The 22955-nt window shown below is 45.2% G+C and carries 18 protein-coding genes; 9 read left to right on the top strand and 9 right to left on the bottom strand.

Going from position 1 to position 22955, the window contains the following annotated elements:
• The first annotated feature begins 183 nt into the window (after window positions 1-183).
• The 6 genes from yjjG to LY387_RS18140 all read left to right on the top strand — a co-directional run bounded on the left by yjjG (window position 184) and on the right by LY387_RS18140 (window position 7852).
• Window positions 184-858, top strand: coding sequence for a pyrimidine 5'-nucleotidase (yjjG, locus tag LY387_RS18165; protein ID WP_234497240.1), 675 nt, complete (start codon window positions 184-186; stop codon window positions 856-858).
• A 193-nt stretch (window positions 859-1051) separates the two neighbouring features.
• Complete coding sequence (locus LY387_RS18160) at window positions 1052-3094, top strand: putative bifunctional diguanylate cyclase/phosphodiesterase (RefSeq protein WP_234497239.1); 2043 nt, start codon at window positions 1052-1054, stop codon at window positions 3092-3094.
• 227 nt (window positions 3095-3321) lie between these two features.
• On the top strand, window positions 3322-3666 hold the full coding sequence (locus LY387_RS18155; protein WP_234497238.1) for a c-type cytochrome: 345 nt from the start codon (window positions 3322-3324) through the stop codon (window positions 3664-3666).
• Window positions 3667-3676: 10 nt separating this feature from the next.
• The gene (gene ccoN / locus LY387_RS18150; protein WP_234497237.1) at window positions 3677-5086 is read left to right on the top strand and encodes a cytochrome-c oxidase, cbb3-type subunit I; all 1410 of its coding nucleotides are present in this window, start codon (window positions 3677-3679) and stop codon (window positions 5084-5086) included.
• 1 nt (window position 5087) lies between these two features.
• A complete protein-coding gene (locus LY387_RS18145) occupies window positions 5088-5696 on the top strand; it encodes a cbb3-type cytochrome c oxidase subunit II (RefSeq protein WP_234497236.1) in 609 nt (202 codons plus the stop codon).
• On the top strand, window positions 5696-7852 hold the full coding sequence (locus LY387_RS18140) for a c-type cytochrome (RefSeq protein ID WP_234497235.1): 2157 nt from the start codon (window positions 5696-5698) through the stop codon (window positions 7850-7852). Before LY387_RS18145 ends, LY387_RS18140 begins: the two co-directional genes overlap by 1 nt.
• Window positions 7853-7915: 63 nt before the next feature.
• Here the strand turns inward: LY387_RS18140 and LY387_RS18135 are convergent, their stop codons facing one another.
• The 5 genes from LY387_RS18135 to LY387_RS18115 form a co-directional block, all read right to left on the bottom strand.
• Window positions 7916-9394: a peptide MFS transporter gene (locus LY387_RS18135; RefSeq protein ID WP_234497234.1), complete on the bottom strand. Its 1479-nt coding sequence runs from the start codon at window positions 9392-9394 to the stop codon at window positions 7916-7918.
• A 328-nt stretch (window positions 9395-9722) separates the two neighbouring features.
• Window positions 9723-12800 carry an efflux RND transporter permease subunit gene (locus LY387_RS18130; RefSeq protein WP_234497233.1) on the bottom strand — a complete coding sequence of 1026 codons (3078 nt, stop codon included), beginning with the start codon at window positions 12798-12800 and terminating at the stop codon, window positions 9723-9725.
• 9 nt (window positions 12801-12809) lie between these two features.
• Window positions 12810-13886: an efflux RND transporter periplasmic adaptor subunit gene (locus LY387_RS18125; protein WP_419153467.1), complete on the bottom strand. Its 1077-nt coding sequence runs from the start codon at window positions 13884-13886 to the stop codon at window positions 12810-12812.
• 202 nt (window positions 13887-14088) lie between these two features.
• Window positions 14089-15036 carry a LysR family transcriptional regulator gene (locus LY387_RS18120; RefSeq protein ID WP_234497230.1) on the bottom strand — a complete coding sequence of 316 codons (948 nt, stop codon included), beginning with the start codon at window positions 15034-15036 and terminating at the stop codon, window positions 14089-14091.
• 266 nt (window positions 15037-15302) lie between these two features.
• The gene (locus LY387_RS18115) at window positions 15303-16238 is read right to left on the bottom strand and encodes a helix-turn-helix transcriptional regulator (protein WP_234497228.1); all 936 of its coding nucleotides are present in this window, start codon (window positions 16236-16238) and stop codon (window positions 15303-15305) included.
• Window positions 16239-17269: 1031 nt separating this feature from the next.
• On the opposite strand from LY387_RS18115, the gene LY387_RS18110 reads away from it, so the two are divergent.
• A complete protein-coding gene (locus tag LY387_RS18110) occupies window positions 17270-18418 on the top strand; it encodes a carbohydrate porin (protein ID WP_234497225.1) in 1149 nt (382 codons plus the stop codon).
• A 304-nt stretch (window positions 18419-18722) separates the two neighbouring features.
• Here the strand turns inward: LY387_RS18110 and LY387_RS18105 are convergent, their stop codons facing one another.
• Window positions 18723-19241 (bottom strand): porin family protein, encoded by a 519-nt coding sequence (locus LY387_RS18105; RefSeq protein ID WP_234497224.1) that lies wholly within the window; start codon window positions 19239-19241, stop codon window positions 18723-18725.
• 394 nt (window positions 19242-19635) lie between these two features.
• Between LY387_RS18105 and LY387_RS18100 the strand changes: the two genes are divergently transcribed.
• Window positions 19636-19806 (top strand): hypothetical protein, encoded by a 171-nt coding sequence (locus LY387_RS18100; RefSeq protein ID WP_234497222.1) that lies wholly within the window; start codon window positions 19636-19638, stop codon window positions 19804-19806.
• 53 nt (window positions 19807-19859) lie between these two features.
• Here the strand turns inward: LY387_RS18100 and LY387_RS18095 are convergent, their stop codons facing one another.
• Entirely contained in the window at window positions 19860-20732 is an 873-nt protein-coding gene (locus tag LY387_RS18095) for a B12-binding domain-containing radical SAM protein (protein ID WP_234497221.1), read from the bottom strand.
• Between the two features lie 355 nt (window positions 20733-21087).
• A complete protein-coding gene (locus LY387_RS18090; RefSeq protein WP_234497220.1) occupies window positions 21088-21468 on the bottom strand; it encodes a VOC family protein in 381 nt (126 codons plus the stop codon).
• Window positions 21469-21631: 163 nt separating this feature from the next.
• On the opposite strand from LY387_RS18090, the gene LY387_RS18085 reads away from it, so the two are divergent.
• Complete coding sequence (locus LY387_RS18085) at window positions 21632-22567, top strand: LysR family transcriptional regulator (RefSeq protein WP_234497219.1); 936 nt, start codon at window positions 21632-21634, stop codon at window positions 22565-22567.
• Window positions 22568-22608: 41 nt separating this feature from the next.
• On the opposite strand, the gene LY387_RS18080 is transcribed toward LY387_RS18085, so the two are convergent.
• On the bottom strand, window positions 22609-22899 hold the full coding sequence (locus LY387_RS18080; RefSeq protein ID WP_234497218.1) for a putative quinol monooxygenase: 291 nt from the start codon (window positions 22897-22899) through the stop codon (window positions 22609-22611).
• Window positions 22900-22955: the final 56 nt, after the last annotated feature.

Below are 22955 nucleotides of genomic sequence, written 5' to 3'. Positions count from 1 at the left end.
ACGCCCAAAAGTGAAATAAAAAGAGCGCGCAGTGTAATGATCAACAGGGTATGACTCAAATGACATTTTGTGAATCCATCTATGCATTTTATGCATGTTTTGGATAGCACCAAATTATGTGGGTACAGTTTGTTTTTTAGAGCGTATATAATCGCCCCGATAGTTAATAAAGGTATAACAATAATGAAGTATGACTGGATCTTATTTGATGCCGACGAGACATTATTCCACTTCGATTCATTTGGTGGAATGAGACTGATGTTCGAGCGTTTTGGCGTTGATTTTACATGTGAAGACTACGACGCCTATCAGTTGGTCAACAAGCCACTATGGGTCGATTACCAAGATGGCAAAATCACTGCGGATCAACTAAAACAGATTCGTTTTGAAGGGTGGGCAGCTAAGCTCGGTATCACCCCTTTAGAGATGAACTCTGCGTTTTTGGAAGCCATGGCGGATATCTGTACTTTGCTTCCGGGTGCCAAAGAGCTGCTTGATGCCCTCTCAGGTAGAGCCAAACTTGGCATTATCACCAATGGTTTCACCGAGCTACAGGCTATTCGTCTTGAGCGTACTGGCTTAACAAATTATTTTGAGCATGTGGTTATCTCAGAGCAGGTCGGCGTAGCAAAGCCAGACTTGGGGATCTTCGATCACGCGCACCAACTTATGGGGTTGCCTTGTAAGTCGAAAGTGCTGATGGTGGGGGACAATCCGCATTCAGATGTATTGGGCGGGATTAACTTTGGTGTTGAAACTTGTTGGCTTAACACACAAGGTGCTGCAGCCCCTGAGGGAATTACGCCTAATTATGAAGTTAACTCATTGACACAGCTTAAAAATGTACTGATTGCTTAAGGTCTAACTACTTTTACGTCAGTAATAGTCTGTGTGATTTTGTAAACTTTGATGTGCACTTTACCCCATATTAGGTACTTATAAATTGCAGATTCAAACAGTTGTTCTGTATAAATTTGTCCTTTCATTTAGTACGATATACTGAAACTTCGGCCTGGCCGAGTAGTAACCGACAGTCCCGAGTTTCAGTACCATGTCCAGCAAGAACCTCCCTACCTTACAGCAATTTATCGATGCACTTGATGACCATATCTGGGTCAAGGATGCAAACGGTGAATATATTGCGGTCAATGAAGCCAGCGAAATCGCATGGCAGCGCCATCGAAACGATATCTACGGTAAAACCGATGATGATCTGTTTGATGCTGAGAGGGCAAGGCACTTCAAACAAGTTGATGATCAAATCATTTCTCATGGATCTCAGCATACCGTTGAGGAGTGTGCCGCGCTTGATAAGCGCGGAAATGAAGTTTGGCTAGAAACGGTTAAATCGCCTATTCATAATGAGAGTGGGGAGTTTGTGGGCATTATAGGCATGACCCGAAATGCGACTCGTCGCAAGCAAGTAGAAGCCAGACTATCGATCACCAGCGAGATTTTTAATAACTTCCAAGAAGGCATGATGATCACAGATCACAATGCCAGAATCATGGATGTGAATCGTGCTTTTACGGTATTGACTGGGTATCAAGAATCGGAAGTGATTGGTGAGAACCCGCGTTTCTTGCAGTCAGGCCACCATAGCCGGGCATTCTATACCAGCATGTGGGATCAACTAAAAGAAAACGGTCAATGGAAAGGGGAGTTCATTAACCGTAAGAAGGATGGGACTGTGTATCCTCAAATGGCGACGATAAGTGCTATTACTGGTGATCACGGAGACCTACTTCATTATATTTGCGTGTTTGAAGACATCTCTTTACGTAAAACCAATGAAGAAAAGCTGCGCCGCATGGCTTTTTTCGACCCACTGACCAATCTCCCGAATCGAGCTCACCTAACCCGACTATTGGAGCAGCACATCGAGGTGGGTAAACAAGAGCGTCAACCCTTCGCAACCCTGTTTCTCGACCTCGATCATTTCAAGCACATCAATGATAGTAAAGGGCACCATTATGGCGACAAGCTGCTCGCCAGTGTCGCGAAGCGCCTCACTTCGCACCAAAAGGGTAACGGAGCTGTGGGTCGAATTGGTGGTGATGAGTTTGTGATGATTTTGACGGGGTACCGCTCTGAGGCGGAGCTTCTCGATATTGTCGATCAGACCTTAAGTGTTTTTAATGCGCCATTTGAAATAGAGAAAGACGACCACATTTGTGTGTCTGGAAGCATTGGTATTGCGCTATATCCTGATGACGGAAGTGACAGCGAAACCTTACTGAAAAACGCCGACACGGCAATGTATCTTGCCAAGAAGAATGGACGCAATGGCTATGCATTCTATTCCCCGGATCTGACGGATAGGTCGGTACAACATGTGCGTATTCAGTCCGCTTTACACGAAGCGGTAGACCGCCAACAGTTATCCCTAGCGTATCAACCTCAGTACCGTTTTTCAGACCGTTCTCTAATTGGGGTTGAGGCATTACTGCGTTGGGAGCACCCCGATCTCGGCTGGATACCTCCAAGTGTGTTTATTCCCATTGCTGAGAAAACGGGCCTGATTCAAAGTATCGGTGCCTGGGTGCTCCGTGCGGCTTGTGAGCAAGGCAAGCGATGGCTTGATTCTGGTGTGAATTTTGGAAAAATCGCCGTCAATGCTTCGGCATTACAGTTGCAACGCTCCGACTTCGTGAGTCAACTGGTGGAGATTACACAACAAACTGGTTTTCCGACATCGCAACTAGAAATAGAAATTACCGAAAGCTTCTTATTAAGAAACCAGCAACACGCATTCGCAACCCTAGGTCAATTGCGAGAGCTGGGGATAGATATCTCGCTCGATGATTTTGGGACGGGTTATTCATCACTTTCCTACTTAAAAGGACTACCGATCAACAAACTCAAAATCGATCGCTCTTTCATCAATGATGTCCCTAGCCAGGCTGACAGCAATGCGATCGTTCAAGCGATTATTGCGATGGCACAAGCGTTAGATTTGGTTGTGGTTGCGGAAGGGGTTGAAGATCAACAGCAGGTTGAATTTTTGACGGAACATGGCTGTCAGTTTGGACAAGGATATGTGTTTTCGAAGCCACTCGGTCCGATAGAGTTTGTAAGGCTCATTTCCAATTAGAAATAGTTCTTATTTCTTCTCTTTTCTCAAGTAAATAGCTCGATATTTGCACTGTTTGACGTGTAGGCGCGTAAGCAACTTGTGCGCCTCTTGAAGTATTGAGCACGGAGCTAACAAGCTATCAAGTGTTAAACCAATGAACGCGCACGCTTTGACTGATCGGGTCTCCACTACCTATGCTTTGACAACTATGCAGTCATAATCCTGACCAAACAAGGACGCGTATTATGATCAAACCCGTCACACTCCTATCTCTTCAACTAGCGTTAGGGTCGCTGGTGTTATCACCATTGGTCGCTGCAGATGAGCGATTTAAGATTGGTGAACAAAAATCCAAGACCTGCATGACCTGCCATGGTGACAATGGCATATCCAGCATAGAGTCTTACCCGAATCTTCGTGGGCAAAAGATGGCCTACCTCATCACATCGTTAAAGGCTTATCAAACCAGAGAACGCAGCGGAGGCTTGGCGGTATTAATGCAGCAGCAAGCTGACGCGCTCAGTGATCAAGACATCAGCGATATCGCTTATTACTACTCAAAACTTGGCACAGAAGCCGACAAGCAGTGAAGGAGCCACTATGGACATCACGGCGACTCAATACGACACAAAAGTAGTTCGTTATTTCATTCTGGCCTCGTTCGTCTGGGCTATTGCCGGAATGGTTATTGGCGTCATTCTGGCGGCGCAGTTGTATTGGCCAGCCTTAAACTTCGACTCTCAGTATTTTCAGTTTGGGCGGCTTAGACCCTTGCACACCTCTGGCGTCATTTACGGTTTTGTCGTCAACATCTTGATGGGGACATCCCTCTACATCGTCCAGCGAACCTGTCAGTGCGTCCTGTTCAATAAAAGCTTATCTTGGATGGTGTTTTGGGGTTGGCAACTCGTTCTGCTTCTTGCACTGATATCCTTGCCTCTCGGCTATACCACGTCTAAAGAGTATGCCGAACTAGAATGGCCGATTGATCTCTTAATCGTGCTGGTTTGGGTGCTGTACGGTGTTTTGTTTTTCGGTACGATCGCCAAACGCAAGGTCCAGCATATCTTCGTCGCTAACTGGTTCTTCGCAGCGTTCATAATCGTCATCGCGATGATCTTTATCGTGAACAACCTTGCGATGCCAGCGTCATTGATGAAGTCTTATTCCGTGTTTGCGGGGGCGCAAGATGCCATTGTTCAATGGTGGTGGGGTCACAATGCAGTAGGCTTTCTCCTTACCGCAGGTGTCATTGGGATGAATTATTACTTCATCCCTAAGGTCGCAGACAGACCCATCTACTCATATAGACTGTCCATCATTCACTTCTGGGGATTGGTCGGCTTCTACACTTGGGCGGGCACGCATCATCTCATCTATTCTTCGGTACCGGTCTGGGTACAAAATATAGGTATCGTGATGTCGCTGATCCTCTGGCTTCCCTCATGGGCGGGGGCGTTCAACAGTGCGATGACCTTGCTACAAAATAAGCAGAAGCTCAAAACAGATTACATCATGCTGTTTTTCTTCTCTGCGATTCTCTATTACTGCTTAGCGACCTTTGAAGGGCCACTTCTTGCCATCCGTTGGTTCAACATGATTGCTCACAACAGTGAGTGGGTGATTGGGCATGTTCACTCCGGTGCCTTGGGTTGGGTAGGCATGTCGGGGATAGCGGTTTTTTACTTCTTCATACCACGTTTGTGGGGCAAGACAGAGCTATGGTCACCGCGACTCATTAAGTGGCATTTTTGGTTAGCGCACGCAGGCGTTGCCTTGTACGCCATCGCGCTTTGGGTAGCGGGTATTGGTGAAGGCGTTATGTGGCTAGCGCAAGGTGAGAATGGTGAGTTGCAATATAGTTTCGTTGAAGCGATGAACTTTAAAGCGCCTTGGCTATTCCTACGTTTCTTTGGCGGGGCGTTATTTGTGCTTGGCTTGTTCTTGATGGCGATAAATCTTTACAAAACAGTGCGAGCACCTGCTGCTCTTGTAACTAAGGAGGCGTGATATGAATGCGGATTTTACAAAATCACTCGTCATATTGATTGTATCGACAGCGGTCGTTGCCTCTTTCTCTATTTTGGTTTGGGTGTTACCCAACTTGCTAAGAACGCCTGAGTTAGTCGCTGAGAGCCAAGCTAAACCACTGACCGCAATCGAAGTGGCAGGGCGAGATATTTACATCAGTGAAGGGTGCCATGTGTGCCACACTCAGATGGTGCGCCCTTTGGAGCCGGAGACCAAGCGCAACGGCAGAGCAAACCAGGAGTCTGACGACATCTATGAATTTCCAAACCTGTGGGGCTCAAAACGAACTGGTCCTGATCTCACGAACTTAGGTCGCAAATATTCCGACCAATGGCACGAAATTCACCTTATCGACCCACGTAGAGTCATCCCAACCTCGATAATGCCAGCGTACCCTTGGCTGTTTGAGCAAGTACTCTCTGGTGATGACATTACTGGCAAAATGGAAACGCTGCGTGCATTAGGTGTGCCTTACACCGAAGATGAAATCGCGAATGCCCGACTGCAAGTAAGAGGCAAGACCAAAGGCGAGGCATTGATCCATTATCTTCAAAGTCTTGGTGTTGATACCGCAGAGGAGGGACTGTAATGAGTAGCTTCTGGAGCTGGTGGGCAGCTATCTGCACCATTATTTTCTTTATTCTGATGGTCGGCGTCATTGTTAAGTATTGGCGCAGCAATCATTTGGCAGACAAAGATAAGGTGTTAGATACCTTTGATGGTATCGATGAGAACGACGCACCGCCACCTAAGATTTTGTTTGTCTCTTATTTTGCTGCGTTTGCGATATCGTTTGGTTATCTCATTTTCTACCCAGGAATTGGCAGTTGGTCTGGTCTAATGAATTATGATCAGTCCGAAGATAAACTCAGTCGTCCATCGACTTCGCTTGATGAGCAATTTGAAAGTGTACAAGACACCTCGCTAGTATCGCTTGCTAGCAACAACGAGATTGTGTCGTCTGGACGTATGTTGTTTCAAACTCACTGTGCCGCTTGCCATAGAGACAATGCTCAGGGTGCTAAGCATTTCCCAAACCTTATTGATAATGAATGGATGTACGGTGGATCAGATGAGGCGATTATTCACTCCATTGAGTTAGGCCGAAACGGTGCGATGCCCGGTTGGATAGATGTACTTCGACCTGATGAAATATCAAAGATCTCTTATTATTTAGCATCTTTGAATCAACGCCATACTGATGTCCCTGAGGTGAAAGTCGAGTTGGGTAAAGAGCTGTTCATAAAAACCTGCTCATCTTGTCACGGTGACGGAAGGTTGGTTAATACCGAAACGGGCGTACCTGACCTCTCTGACAACATCTGGCTACACGGAGGCAGTATTGAGGAGATCCAACATACGATCAGAGCAGGACTCAATAACGTGATGCCAGCCTTTGGTGGGCAGCTTTCACAAAACGAAATTTTAGCGCTCGGTGCTTACATCACCTACGCACGGCTTCAAAGTGACCAACGACTTGCCTCTCTAGATGCAGAAGCGGTTACGAGAGGGGAGTATCTCGCCCACGCCGGTGACTGCGTAGCCTGTCATAGCGCAGAGGGAGGAGAGCCATTCGCTGGAGGCCTACCTTTTGTCACGCCATTTGGCACCATCTACTCGACCAACATTACCCCGCATGTGACTGAAGGGATAGGCAGTTACGATTATGAGGATTTTCGCGCAGCGTTGGTTGATGGGAAGGGCAAACATGGATACCTATATCCCGCAATGCCGTTTACCTCATATCAATACGTAACAGAGCAAGACATGCGGGATATGTGGGAGTATATGCAATCTATCGCGGCAGTTGCTCGCCGTAATGACACCAATGAAATGATGTTCCCCGCCAACATACGATTGGGTTTGCTCGCTTGGGATATTGTGTTTGCTGACAGAACGCCAATGAACTACGACCTGCCGACAGAACTGCAAGGCAAGGTGGAGGATGTTGATAAGTGGCAGAGGGGCAAATATTGGGTCGCAGGGCTTGGGCATTGTTCAGAATGTCACACGCCGCGCAACATTGCGCAGGCGCTAGATAATGATCGCATCTTTCAGGGTAATCTCATCGACGGATGGAATGCGCCCGATATTACGGCAGAGGAACTCTATGTTGATGGCTGGGATCTCAAGTCATTAACTGACTTCCTCCATACCGGACATTCAGATAAAGGAACGGCCTTTGCGGGCATGGCGGATGTAATTAAAAATAGCCTTAGTTTGATGACCCGAGAAGACATTGAGTCTATGTCGTATTATTTGCTGGCTGGCGATACCAACAACATGATTAGCGAGACCGCTGTTGTCTTGCAGCCAAAAGGGTTTGATGACGCCGCGTATGCAGAGGAAATCTACGCTACGTACAACCAAACATGCGGTGCTTGCCACGGTGCGGATGGCAAAGGGCGAGACCCGATTGCTCCGACATTGCTAAACAACGGGATAATCATGCACAGTGATCCGTTCAATACAATAGCGGTGACAATTCGAGGGCTTCAGCCAACTTACCTCGATAAGGATCGTAACTTCATGCCAATGGCGAGCTTCGAAGATGTGCTCTCAGATAAAAAGCTGGCAGATCTCATCACCTTCGTGCGACTGCACTTAGGGGCAAGAGAAGAGCCGGTCACTGAGAGCGATGTAAGAGAGGTTCGAGAAATGCTAGAAAAAGCGGGTTATTCGGGAGGCTTGCACGTCACTCCGGAGATGTATGACCAGAGAGATACACGCATCAATGTGAATTGATAGTGACTGCTTGTTCAAATCAAAAAGGCTCGCCGACTTATGTGTAGCGAGCCTTTTTGTTATCTAGCCTTCTGCTTCCGTAAGCTCCACTTCCGGCTGATGCTCGTCTGCGGCGGCGAGCATTTTACGAATAGCGATGGAAGAGACCAAGGCTACCAGAACCATCACAACAGCGAGCATTGTGAGCATTCCGAAATAGTCACCATAGACGGTTTGTACAAACTCCTGAGTGATCTCTTGTCCTTTCTCTGCCGCGATCGATGTCGAGAACACGGCGCCAACAATACCTGATAGTGCAATCGCCACCGAGAACAGACTAACAGAGAAGTTCTCAATATGCTTAGGCGCAACAGACAGGATAAAGGCAACGACTAGAGAGCCTACAATCACTTCAGCAAATGCTTGGAAGAAGTGGATTACTAGGAAGATTTCTGGACGAATAATTACGTCTTCACCGACGTTTTTAACTGCAAACGCAAGGATACCAAACGCAATTGCCGTCAGAATGAATGAGAAGCCGATCTTGGTCGCGGTGGTAAAGTGAATATTACGCTTTTCAAGACCTGAGAAGGTCGCTGCGATCACTGGACCAGCGACAATACACCATAGTGGGTTCATCGACATCGAGGCTTCTGGTGCAATAGGGATAAGACCGAATAGATCACCGCGCATTGTGTTGATGGTGACCATGGTCATAGAGGTCATCATCTGACCGTAGTAGACAAAGAAGGCTGTAGTTAGCACGGTCACGATGATAATGGTGCCCATGCGCAAGGCGTCTGCTCTCTCAGCTTTGAACATCAAAGAGATAAAGTAACCGATAGCGGCTAAGCCGATGGCGTAAACGATGTTCTTACCAATATCCATGTTTGAGAACATGAAAAACACCATGCCAATCATTGCCACGGAAGTAATGCCAAATTTGATCCAGTTAGCGGTCGATACAGGCGCTTTATCGATGTCGGTGCCGACGCCTTGCAGCTGCTTCCTAAAGGTAAATAGCATAAATAGAGCGGCAAAGGCTAAAATGCCCGACAGTGCAAAGCTTCCATAGAACCCGATGACAAGCACAAACATAGGGAACAGATATTGACCCAGCAGTGCGCCTACATTGTTCACGGAGTAGTTTACTGGATAGCCATTCTCAAAGTCTTCTTGGCTTTTAAACGTGCGCTTGTAAAGGCTTGGGTAAGAAGGAGACATCAAGCCACGTCCATAACTGGCTAATGCGATACCGGCAAGACTCATTGGAATGTTCACGGTCGAAGCACCGAGTACAAGTAGTACGTAGCCGCAGGTAAAGCCTAAATAAGCGATAGTGAGGGAGCGGTAAGCGCCCAAGAATTTATCCGCAATAAAGCCGCCAGCAATAGCAAACAGTGGCCCGATCGAGGAGAAGGCACCGACAACCATCATTGTATCGGCTTCGCTGTAATCTAGATTTTCTAGAAAGAAGCGAGTAAGAATGACCATAACGCCATAGAACGACAGACCAAACATCATCTGACAGAACATCATGGATTTGTTGAGTTTATTCCACATGATTTTATCCTTAATAATTTCTATTAAGTGGTTTATACATCCATTATTATTTTATCAGACAAGATTTGTTACATGTTTCTCGTTGTATGAGAATGTGGGCTACGAGCACGAGATTTTCTAATCGAAAAGGTGAGCAGAACTAATAGTGAAGAAATACTGGTCGGTATGTTTTGCTTGTGTTGGAAGCGATCGCATTATGTGAATAATTTTTCTCTTTTGTGTTTACTAAGTTGGGGCACCCTTTGGTGGCGATGTGATTTAGGAGTATTAAAAACGCCTCAGACTGAGGCGTTTTTCCATGAAGTAAATGTTTGTTAGTTGATTGGTTTTAGGCGCTAGAGACAATTTGAGGCTTGCGCTTTTTTACCATTAATCGGTACATGACGGGGACAAAGTAGAACGACAGTAAGGTGGTTAATACCGTACCACCTGCGATCGCCACTGCAAATGGGGGCCAGAAACCACCGCCTGCAATGATTAATGGCATAAATCCGCCCACGGTCGTAATGGTTGTTGAAGTAATGTGTCGAGTGCATGACATGACCGCATCGACCGATGCATCAATATCACCCTCGGACGCGTCTTTATCTAATCTTAGCTCTGCCAAAATGACAATCGCGGCATTGATCGCTAGACCCATGATACCGAGCATGGCAATGATCACGGTGAAGCCAAATGGATAGCCAAACAGCCAAACAGAGAGCAGACCTAAACCGCCCGCTAAACCGGCAACCATAAAGATGATCGAGCTTAGCCTGAATGAGTTAAACGACATCACAACCACTAAGATCATCAAGACCACAACCACTGAGATGTTTGAGATCAGTAAGGCGACGGAGCGATCACGCTCTGCGGACTCACCACCAAAATCGATGCGATAGCCAGCGGGCAAGTTATAAGACTCGAGTCGAGTCTGAAATTCATTAAGTACAGTTTGTGGAAGCACACCTGCCTGAATATAACCCTCAATTGTGTTAACGCGTTCGCCATTTCGTCTTGTGATAGCGCCACGGCTGGTGGTTAACTCAAGGTCAGCGAGCGTCGACACACTGACGCCGGTCGTGTATACCTCTGAAGAGATAGGTAAACGCAGATTACCAAGGTGAGAGAGATTTTCACGCTCTTCATTTGCGACTCGTACCCTGATTGGAATCGACTCAGAGCCCTCAGTGACTGAGCCCGTTTCTCTGCCCACAAGAGTGGCTTGTAGCATGTTGGCGAATTGATTAAGCGAAATACCATTGAGTTTGGCGGTATCCTCGTCGACTTTTAGCCAAACCTTAGGTGTTCCAGGCTGTAGTGTTTCCCTTGTGTGAGTGACATGAGGAGTATTAGCGAGTATAAGGCGAACATCTTCACCAATGGATTTAAGTACATCCAGGTTTTCGCCATACACACGCAGCTCAATAGGTGCTCTAAACGGAGGTCCTTGCTCTAGCTTACGAACTAGAATTTGCGCTGCAGGCAACTCTCTATTAAGTCTCGTCTGTAGCTCTGGAATCAGTTCATTGGCGAGTTGGAAGTTATCCATTTTCACCATCGCCTGCGAGAAATAGGGCGCGTTGTTTTGCGTTGCTTGCAGGTTATAGTAAAAGGATGGAAAGTTAGCGCCTACCAACCAATCGACACGTTCAACGCCGTCATAAGAGCGGATAACGGCATCAACCTCCTCGGTTATGGCTTGCGTGGCATACAAACTTGCTTGAGGTGGCAAATATACCTGAACCTCAAACATGTCTCTATCCGATGGCGGGAAGAACTGTTCGGTAAGCTGAGATATGCTCCAATAGCCTGTAATAGGGACCGTTAACACTAACAATAATGATATCGCAGGGTGCTTAATCGCCAGTCGAACGGACTCACTAAACCACTTAGTCAAGGCAGGTATACGCAATCCCGTGTTATACCAATGGTCACCGGATGCGTGACTAGGTAATAGCATTGTCGCAAATCCCGCTATTACCGTGTGAGATAAAATATAGGAACCGACGAGTGAGAATGACACCGTAATCGCAATGGCACCAACAAACTCACCTGTGGCGCCGGGCATTAGGAAGATTGGAGCAAAGGCGAGAATGGTGGTGAGCGTTGAGCCTAACAGCGGAACCCATAAATGCGAGATGGCATTCATTGTCGCCTCTAGCCTAGCCTGCCCCTTGAGTCGATAACTTTGGATGGTATCGACCATAACCACGGCGTTGTCGACCATAATGCCCAGCGCAACGATCAAGCCTGTCACTGACATCTGATTGATTGGGATCGCGGTCATTTTCATCAATGACAGCGTAAGCATGCAGGTGAGGGGGAGAGCGATGGCGACAAGTATTGCGGCTCGAACACCAAGAGTGATAAAGAGCACGATGAGGATCAGCGTAAAACCGATAAGCAGGCTTTCACCCAAGTCGACGAGGCGAGTCGTGGTGTAGCCTTGCTGGTCAAATAAGATGGTGACGTTTACGTTGCTTGGAAGATCTCGTTCAAAACTCTCAATAGTGGCTTTAGCGCGAGCTGTCCATTGATCAACTCGAAGTGTTGGCTCCATTCTCGCAGCAACGATCACGCCAGGCTCACCATCGATAATGGCAACTTCACTTTCTGGTGTTTTCTGGCTTCGAGTGACCGTTGCAATGTCCTCAACTCGAATGATATGACCGTTTTTAGCGACAACCAATGGCACCTGCTTAATACGCTCTATAGAGTCAAGTTCAGACTCTATTTCTAGTCCAAACCGAGAAAAATGACTGACGAGCTGTCCCGCGGAGTTTTTCGCATCTGCACCACTTAAGCTATCACCTATTTGGATGCTTGAAGATCCAAATGCAGCGGTGTCTGCGGTCCTTAAGTTGACCTGAATCTCTTCTTCAGGCATCGCGTACTCATCAACGAACTCCGTACCTGAGAGGGTTCGAAGTCTTTTAGCCAACTCTTTGGCGTAGCGCCCCAAAGTTAAAACATCGACGTCACCTGGGCCTGCCCAAGTTAATGCAGTGATAACGGTGAAGGCATAGGTGTGGTCACTATCAAGATCGGGAGGGGCCGTTCCTGAAGGCAGGAAAGGCTCGACATCCGAGAGCTTGTCTCTGGCCTTTGACCACACAGGATCTGGCTCTGTGATTTCATCCTTGAGCTCGATGGTGACAATAGAGACACCAGGTCTGGAGGTAGAGGTGAGCAGCTTAACTTCGCTCAGTTCACGTAGCTTGTTCTCAACGACTTCAGTAACGAGTGTTTCTACTCGCTCTGCACTAGCGCCGGGAAAGCTGGTGGTGACATTGGCAAATCGGTTACTGATGATGGGGTCTTCGGCACGCGGCAAAGAGGAAAAAGCCGCAAAGCCACTCACAATGAGCAGTGCAGTGATGAGAATCAGAAGCCGAGTATTCGTTATGGCGTGAATAACCTTCATTGTGACAGTTTACTCCGCTACCTTAACTGGCTGACCGGGTACGACTCGGTGCAGACCGCTTGCAATGATCGCTTCTCCATCTGCGACAGCGCCTGAAATAAAGGCCTGCTCGCTGTTAGCATAAAGTACGTTAACGGTCCTGCGTTCTACCTGACTATTTTCACCGACCACATAGACGTTCCAGACTCCGCGTAATCCGTCAATGAGTGCCGTCAATGGCACCCAATAGCCTTGGTCTTGGACGGTCTCATCAAATGCTAGGTAAGCAAGCTGACCTTCAAGCACATCGACCCCTTCTGGTAATTGATAGCGAAGTCCTACACTTCTTGACTGGGTATCGACTCTTGCTCCGGGATTCAGAAGTTTTACGTCATATTCTTGAGCATCGACACGAATAGTGGGAGAGGAGAGGTTAGAGACTCGTGATAACTGAGCAGCTGGGATCCCTATGAAAGCTTCCTTGCCTTCCGTGGCCAATAACACCAATGTTGGTGTTCCAACATTGACCACATCGCCAAGAGAGACATGACGCTGAGCGATCGTACCGTTATAAGGTGCGAGGATAGTTGATTTTTCGATTCTGAGCTTCGTCGCGCTGATGGCGGCTTTTAATCGAACTAGGTTGGCTTGCAATACGCCTTTTTCACTGGTCAATGCATCGATTTCAGCATCCGCGCTGAAGCCTTTCGCTTTTAGAGATTGCTGCCGTTTCAGGTTAGCATTGACTAGATTGAGCTGCGCTCGTACCTCTTTATCTTGTGCATTAAGCTGCCCAAGCTCGGTATGTAAAAGGTCGGTATTAAGTTGGATCATTGGTGTATTTTTGGTGACAGTGTCACCGACATCAACATGGATCGTCTCAACTTTTCCTGCAAGCTCAAAGCCTAAATTTGCTTGCTGACCAGCTCTAACCGTACCTACATATTCTCGTCTTACTTGGTAAGAAGGGCTAAGAGCAACATATGTTGTTGAAACGGTTAAAGCTTCAACTTCGGCGACGCTTGATTCTTCTTCAGTACCACAACCTGCTAATAAGGTTATGGCACTCAAAATTGATGCTTTTATAAATAAACTTTGAGGGCGCATCATTATTATCCTATACAACCAACTGCAATTTATAGGGTAATCAATCTAAAACGACACTGTCTAGCTCAGCCTTGTTAATGAAAGGTTATTCATCGATTTGATGGTCGGGGTGTGAAGTTGATCGTGAAATGAGTGCTGCAAATAGCAAAAACTACCGCCGAACTATTTGGTCAACGCGTGTCCGGCAGTAACTGAAGAACGATTATTTGTTTGTTATCGTGTTGTGTTGCTTGCTGTTTTCAAAAACTTCAGAGATCGATGAGGTAAACCAGTTCATCATTTCGCTGTTGGCATGACGAGTATGGAAATAAGCGTTCGCTGGATACTCAGCTTCTGGTACATCCATATCGGGTCTTAGCATAATGAGATCTGGGTAGTCTTGAATTGGGAAGCAGTTACTCATGCCCATAAACATGTCAGAGTGGCGAAGTACATCTATCAATACCACAGGGAATTCAGAGGCAAACCCAATCTCTAGCTCGAAGCCTAGTCTTCTAAATAGGTCAACAGTTGGACTGTTTAGCTTACTGTAATCGCTAACAAGCGAACGTGCTAAAGGATACTTTGCCAAGTTTTCTGGAATTATTGCTTGCCCTACTAAAGGATGATCTTTCCTGACCATGATGCTTGCTTCTAGCATCGAAAGCTCTACTTCAGTGAGAAAAGTAGGGTTATCGATAATGGGGGCATTGATACCGATGAGAACCTTACCTTTCTCAATATCATCTATCGTATGCTCATTCCAAGAGATGATGTGAACTTTTAGCTTGGGCGCATGAGCTTTGAAGTAGCGATAGATTTCGCCAGACACCGAGAATACGAACAAAGGCGACAGCGCAATAGTAATCTCACCCTCTAACTCTTCAGGCTTAAAGTCACTACTCGCGTTAACAATGCTTTCGATTTGGTGAAGTAGGGGCAGGAGCTCTTGGCAAAGTGTCTCTGCAAATGGGGTAGGGGCTAATCCTGTTTTAACCTTAACAAACAGTTGGTCATCAAAGCTGTGTCGCAGCTTTTGTAGTGATTGACTCACGGCAGGCTGAGAAACAAACAAGCGCTCTGCTGCTTTACGCATGTTCTGTTCTTCAAACAGCACTTTAAACACGCGAAGAAGGTTAAGGTCCAGATTTGCGAAAAGGTTCTTAGCCACATTATTACCCAAAGTATTATTTACACGCGGATACTAGCACTTATTGTGTTAGAGGTATGTAAAAAGCCGTAGTGAGGTAACTCTGCTTAATGGAGCAACAGTAAGGTATTGATCTTTAGACAATTAGAATCTGTAACTAATGGTAAATGATCCTGAACTGACATCGGTCCCATAGTAAGAACGCAGGTCATTACGTAGATGTGTGTAATTACTCATATCAGACTGAGCTCGTACGCCGAAGCCAAGAATACCTCTGACTATTCACCCTAACCAGCAGATAGCTGTTTGCGGTACATTGCCGGTCCTATGGCACATTGCTTTTTGAAGGCTCGCGTAAATGAAGAGGGGTCGATAAAGCCCACTGCTTCGCCAACCTCATAGATCCTCATTGATGTCGACTCAAGTAATGCTTTGGCTTTGCTGATTTGTTCCTCAACCAATACCGTTTTAAATGAAGTACCCTCCTCAGCGAGAAGTCTTTGTAGTGTTCGTACTGAGGTACCTAAAGCTGTGGCCAAGTCATGTATGCACCAATTCGGAGATTGTAAATTCTGGCGACAGTGGTTTCGTATTACATTGAGATTTGAGTTTGGATTGTCGATGCCTATTTGTACAAATTTCTCTGTGTAAAGCCATGCCATTGGGAAGTTTATGCGAATACCCAGCAAGCCTTCTTTGTGCGGGATATTTGTCAGGGAATCATAAGGCGATGGGACGTAACTACCACCTTGCATCGTAATGTTTAATTGATGCGCATCGAATCGGTGACCGAGGTACTTCTTCATCATCGATACGATGTAACCTAGAGATACACCATTCATGCGCGCGACACTCTGAGTTATGCGTCGATTGCGCTCATGGAAAAACTCTACTCGATCAAGTTTTATCTCTAATCGATTTATCGAGGTTACTGATGTTTTCGAATAGTGATTAAGACAGGTAAGTATTAGTTCTGCAAATGTGGCCTTCGAGCCCGAAAAAATATCACGGTAGTCTTCTTCAAACAGAGACTCGCCAATCCTAAATGGGAAGCAGTGGTCGTCGATGTAGCGGCTATATCGATTTAAGGTTCCCAGAGAGACTTCACTCGTGATGTCTCTAAAATCATGAGTTTGTGGAAGTAACGAGCGTTTTGAGAGCCGTTCGCAGTGTCTGTAGATTCTCAGTGGAAACAGAGATTGGTTTATGTGTAGCTGAGCCATATCTTTTGAGTATCGGATTGTGACAACGCTTGTATACCATAACAAATAATTAGATGGCAGAGATTGATTGTAAATTTATGTGGCTTTTTTTAACGGAGTGCATTCTATGCAGTGTGCGCCAATTAATGAGAGAGGTGGCGTGAAAGGTGAATGAAAAATTACGTTGTTAAGTTAAAATCTAATGCAGCGAACTAATATTAGGTATATGAGGGCTTGGAGAAGGTATAAAATGTTCTATTTACTGCTTATCATTTTATCTATTTTCTTATACTCCAGTTTGGTAAAAAGAACTCTAACTTCTGTTTATCTAGAAGAAAAAGTGCACCTATCTATTTTAAAAAAGGTGTATCCTAAGTGCTTACAGTGTCTTGTGTTTAAGATACCGTGACTGATATCCCACTTTAATATTTCAATTGTAAATTTCCAATAGAGTCGATTGTTATATGAAAGCCCCCGAAAGAAAAAAACGAATTGATCACTATCTAGATAATATCTGTAGTGAAATTTACTATTATGTCCATGAACGTGGGATGCGATCTGTTGATGGTTGGGTCTCATCAGTGAGTATTCAAAAAGAGTTGGGATTAAGACACCATTGCTCTCCTAAAGGATCATGCTCAGATATCCCTAAAAACTATATGTTTAACGTGGCAATGAGAAGACTTCAGGATAGGGATAGAGTTGAAGTAAATAAGCATGGCTCTCGAGTCGTATATAGAGTGACTGAAAATAGATAGTAAGAATTTAATCACTTTAAAAAGGCACCGAAAGGTGCCTTTTTTGTACTTTACCTTCAGCTTTCTTGTAGTTTCTTTGTGTGTTTTTTAGTGGGAATATAACATAAAGTTCAGCTAAAAATATCAATATAAATAAATATAAAAGTGTGATTTTGATTGGTGTTGTTTGGTTTTATTTTGTTGTTATTCATATAGTTATCATCAATAGTAGTCGTAGCTCTTATTTTAGAGTGATTATAAGTTCCTTTATCAAAAGTTAGTTAGATAAAGGTGATAAGACATTTGGAGTTAATAATGAATAATAAATTTAAGGTTTCTCTTACTGCTGCTCTGGTATCAACGGCTATGTTTGCAAATGCTGGTATTAGCATTGTAGACAATGAAAATGGCAATTTCTCTATTGGTGGTGATGTAGAGTTCGATTTTAACTATGAGAAACTAGGTGGTGAAAACGGAAACAAAGACTACAACTTTAACCAGAACGGCCGTATTCTGCTTGAGTTCCAAGGTGAGCGCTTTACGTCCAATGGCAATGTTCTTCAGGTAAATGTTCAGCCATTGATGGAGTCTAGCGGTGACGTGAACCTTGATGACGCATGGTTTGCGTTCGGTGCTCAAGATGGCTGGAACCTAAGAATGGGTCGTTTCGAAGCATTTGATATGTTCCCTGTAGGGCAGGACACATTTTTGGAGTACTCGGGTAATACATCGAACGAATTGTATTCTGATGCAGCACCGTATGTGTACCAAATGAAAGAAGGTCGTGGTCGTGGTGCGACGGGTCAAATCATGTATAGCCAACAATTCAATCAGCTTTACTTTGAGTTAGCTGCATTGATTGGCCCTCGCGATAAGTTCTTCGAAGATGGTATAGATGGTACTTATCATGGGGCTGCAATCTCATCAGACGTAAAAGACTCTGCAATTGTCCGTCCAGTACTTGCTTACGGTTATGAGAGAAGTGGTTTTGAAACCGTTCCATCTCAAGGCTTCAACTTTGCTGTTTCATTGGAGACAAACCTAGTTAAAGATGCAGTGGTAACAGAAGATGGTGTAGACATCTCAGATCGTACCGGTTACGGCGCTACGATGGGTTACACAATGAATGATTGGAATGTACTAGCAAACTTTGCGTACATGGATGCAGTTGATGAAACTAACATGACCATTGGTGCAAACTTACTCTATAAAGGCTTTGGTTTAGGTTACATCTATGCTGACAACGACTACGAGAATAAGAAGATTAGCACGTCACCTGTAGGTAATGCGACGGTAGATACAGTGTATGCATCTTATGAGTTCAAAGATGTTCTAAATGTCGACGACTTTTTGATCTACCTCGGTGCTTATCACTCAAACGTGAATGACAAAACTGTGGGTAGTTACTTCAGTGATCTAGACAGCGATACTGGTTTCCGTGTGCGCTTCAAGTACTACTTCTAATTGGGCATCCGTATAGTCTGATTAGCACTGCCTAAAATATTGGCAGGACTGAATGTCCTGCCATTTTTCCAAAAGTCTATGGTTCCAGGTGATATTACTAAAACTTAAAGCGACAGATAGTGCTGCTTGAGAGTTATCGTTAATGACAGGGTCGCAGTGCTGTGTATTGATCATTTGTAATCTTTGCACGCGCGCGTAAACGTATACATCCTCTAATGCTTTTGAGAAAAATACCAGAAGAACTCGTGCTCGATTAGACACTAAAGAATATTCTTTGCTCTGATAGGTTGCTACTTGCGGCTAATTAGAAGCGATAGCCGACAGTGAACGAGAGTGAGTCTGCATCGAAACCATCGTAGCTGCTCATGTCATAACGTAAGTCAGCATAAACACCCATTTTGCTTTGTGCTCTTACACCCATGCCCAAGAACAGGCTTGAGTCGCTTGCAGACAGACTTCCTGAACGGTCAGAAATTTTTTCATTACCATATGCGAGACCAATAGCGCCGTATGGCTTTAGCCATAGCTCGCCAAGATCAAAGGTATAGCCAATATCGGTATCAATTTTGAACGTGTTAAAATCATAATCTACGCCATACGCACCTTTGCTGTTCATGGCATAAGAGGTGTTTACACCGAAGATGTTGTTGATGTCGTAACCGTATTCAAGTTTGAATCCTGTATCCATCTTCAAGTCGAAGCCGCTTTCACTAAGTGTCAGACCAGATAGACCCGCACCAACACGGTGCCCAGTGTAATGACTGTTAGCAATAGCGCCGAAAGAGAGAGAAGAGATAGCGACGGCTAGAATAACTTTTTTCATTTGATTTGCTCTTTTATGGAGTTTGCTCTTTTAATGGAGAGAATGACGGAGTCCATTCTTCTATGCCCAGCTCCTTGCGGGATGGGCGGCATTCTAAAGAGCGAGGCTTGTTGCGACTAATCACCTTTAGTTAGCAAGCTCATAAGAATTACTTATCAAGCTAAGCCAAGCAGCGAAAGCTCCCTTCTCAGCGCAGATTCATATCGCAATTGCGAATAGGTTAGGTCGTTACTCTAAGTAATTTAATCTACTGATTTTTATAGAATAAATTGTTCTATTGGACATGCTTTCAGAAGGCTTGGGTAACTATTTGAAATTGATATACAAATGGGTTTGCTTGATAAAGGCCAGAACTCTAACTTAGGCCAGGTAATTGATATGTTGGAGTGGGACAATGACTGACAAAAAAGAGCCAATCAGTGATGTAGAAAAGCAGCGCCAGGAGTTGATGGCGAGACTAAAAGGGGCGCAGTCGCAAATGAAATCATCAAGTTCAGACAGAGCCAGTTCATCGGGTTTTCTTGATGTCATGATCAAAAGCACGGGCACTTTTGAAAAGCAGTAGTCTAGACACGAAAACACCCAAGCATTGAGAATGCTTGGGTGTTGTTCATTTTCTTACCAAGAGTAGGTTTGAATAATGTTGTCTTTCGCCATTGGGTTATTGCGAATAGCGTCATTGACATGACCGAGAAAGAACTCTTTAGACTGCGGGAACATGCCACGCATCTGGATCATGTTGTTACCGTGGTCACCCCAGTAGACGGTCTCAAAGGTCATATTCTCAAGTAAGTATTTCTCTTCTTCGAGCAACTGAAGTTGGGTTGGCATTTTGAAAGTACCATCTTTCACTTCTTGCTCTAGCTCCGTACCAGGTTGAATAGCGAGTGCCATAGGGGCGATTTGCTCTGGCTGCAGCAAGTTAAGCAAACGCGTGGTTTCTTCGATATGCTCACGAGAGCGATCTCGTCCGCCCAGTCCAAAGATAAATGACAGCAGAACTTCGATACCCGCTTCTTTAGCCATAGCCATACCCTCTAATGCTTGCTCTGGCGTCATGTTCTTTTTGACGCGCTCAAGCACCACGGCGTCACCAGACTCTAGACCTACGTAAGCCATATCGAGCCCCCCTGCTTTGAGTGCCTTGAGGTCTTCAACAGATTTACGTCGGAAATCATTGAGAGCACTATATAGTGATAGTTTTTTGCACTCAGGGAAGGTTTCGCGAACCTTCTTTATGACTTTTAGTAAGTAATCAGTACGCGCTGCCATTACGTTACCATCGCACAGAAAAACGGATTCAACATGTGGATAGTAACGACGGGTTTCCTCGATATCAGCGAACACATCGTCGATATCACGAACCTTAAAACGTTTATCGCGGAACATGTTACAGAAGGTGCAGTGGTTCATGCTGCAACCCAATGTGACTTGAATCAAGACACTGTTGGCTTCAATCCATGGACGATAGACTTTACCTTCAAAATTCATTCTATTTCTCTCCAGTCTTGCGACTTTCCAGTAGTAAAGGAACTCAGGTGTCGGTTCCTAATGGTGGGCAGTCTATCAGTAGGTTCTAATGTTGATAATTGAGAGAAATGAATAATCAGTTTTAAGATTTTGTTGATAATCATGAATGGAGCATCATGACTAGCATTAATCTAGCGAGATACCAGGTGAGAATCTTTCACTTTTATTCTCAGCTCAGCTTGATAGTTTTGTTAGTACCTAAGGATAAGGTACTAACATATGGAATTTTGGATAAAAATCGAATACTTGGCGCTGCAAATCTGGGCAGTATTGGTGATCAAAGCCTTGTTGTTTAAGTAACGCTGGGACAATACAGTCAGTCTAAAAAGTAGGTTGCAGATACTTTGTTTCCAGTCGGATCACGTAGATATGCCATATATATTTTACGGTCGCCTGTGTCGCGAATGCCCGGCGGATCCTCACACTCGATACCTCCGCTATTGAGCCCCGCCTCGTGCCATCTATCGACCATCTCTGGAGAGCTGGCAAGAAACCCGATAGTCATTCCATTTCCGTGGGAAGCAACATTACCGTCAAGTGGTGTGGTGAGCCCTAAAACGCCGGTCTTACTGAAGTACATGCAGCGCCCTTTTGCATCGAGCACACCCGCTTTGTAGCCCAATGTTGCCATAGTGGCATCGTAAAATACTTTGGATTTTGGGATGTCGTTGCTCCCAAGAAAAATATGGCTATACAAAATACACCTCCATAGCGCAAACCTGTTTAGACCGTACATTAAATCGAAGTACAACAAACTTCTGTAAAGTAAGATTGCGAGATATTTCTGGCGGGTTTAATCCGTTGATTTTGTCTCTTTGGGTTTATAATCAAAGCATGACTATCAAAATTGGGTTGATAATATGCTCCTTGAAGATTTGCAAGTGATACTAAAAGTTGCCGAGTTTCGAAGTATTACTGCAGCAGCAACCAATCTCGACATGCGAACTGCAACGGCAAGTGCTGCGGTTAAACGAGTGGAAAGCTTTCTTGGTGTTGAGTTGTTTGTGCGTACCACTCGTCATCTGCGCCTCTCAGCGGCGGGCGAACGTTACCTTCCCCAATGTGAACAAGCGTTAGCGATGCTGGCGCAGGCGAAAATGAACATCAAAGATGACCTAGACGTGATTGATGGTGAAGTGAGGATCGCGCTTTCATCGGATCTTGGTCGAAACATGGTCATCAACTGGCTCGATGAGTTTATGGAAGAGTACCCAAATATTACTCTGCGCAGCAATATATCTGACAGTAATGTTGATTTCTATCGAGACTCTGTAGACATGGCGCTTCGCTATGGCGAGCCGACCGATTCGTCTATGTATGGGTTTAAGATATGCAGCGTACCTAGAGTCATGTGTGCCAGCCCAGTATATCTCAAGCAAAACGGTACCCCTAAAACGCTCTCGGACCTTACAAAACACAATGGCCTTTTCTATCAACTGCACGATGTACTGCAGGATAATTGGGTGTTCAATGAAGGACAAGAAGACCATAAGTTGCGACTAAAAGGGAATCGAGCCTCTAACGACGGAGATATTGTGCGTCGTTGGTGCGTGGCAGGGCAGGGGCTGGCAATCAAGTCATGCCTAGATATGTCAGAGGATTTGTTGGCGGGAAATGTGGTTAATGTGTTGCCACAATACAAGCCTATGCCAACAGAGCTGTGGTTGATCTGCCCGAGCCGCCAGTCGATCACTCCGACGGTTAGGTTGCTTCGAGATCTCTTTAGAAGTAAGACGCGTGTAATTTTGGAGAATTTGGTTGATCGAGGGTTTGTTGATAAGGCGAATTTAAACTAAAAAGGGGCGATGTGCCCCTTTTCAATAACAGTTAGGTGTTGTTAGCCAATGTGAGTCATTTCGCTAACGGTAAAGGTGTCAACAGCACCTTCTGTCGCTGCGAGATAATCGGCAAGGTGTTGATTACCCATGTGAGCTTGCCATAACTCGCGTGATTCCCAGTTCTCATAAAACACAAAGTGAGCTGGGTTCTCGTTGTCTTGGTGAAGGTCGTAGTTAATGCAGCCTTCTTCTGCTCTGGTGATATCAATCAGCTTGAGTAATTCTTGTTTTACTAGTTCTACTTTGTCTTGTTTAGCGATGATGTTTGCAACGATAGTTAGCTTAGCCATGGAGTTTTCCTCTCGATATTGCGCTTAATTGCGCCCTGTTCTGTGTCGATGTGTGT

The sequence above is a fragment of the Vibrio maritimus genome (assembly GCF_021441885.1).
In the GTDB taxonomy this organism is placed as follows: Bacteria; Pseudomonadota; Gammaproteobacteria; order Enterobacterales; family Vibrionaceae; genus Vibrio; species Vibrio maritimus_B.
The sequence above is the reverse complement of the archived record's forward strand: the minus strand, read 5'-3'. Positions and strand labels throughout refer to the sequence as shown.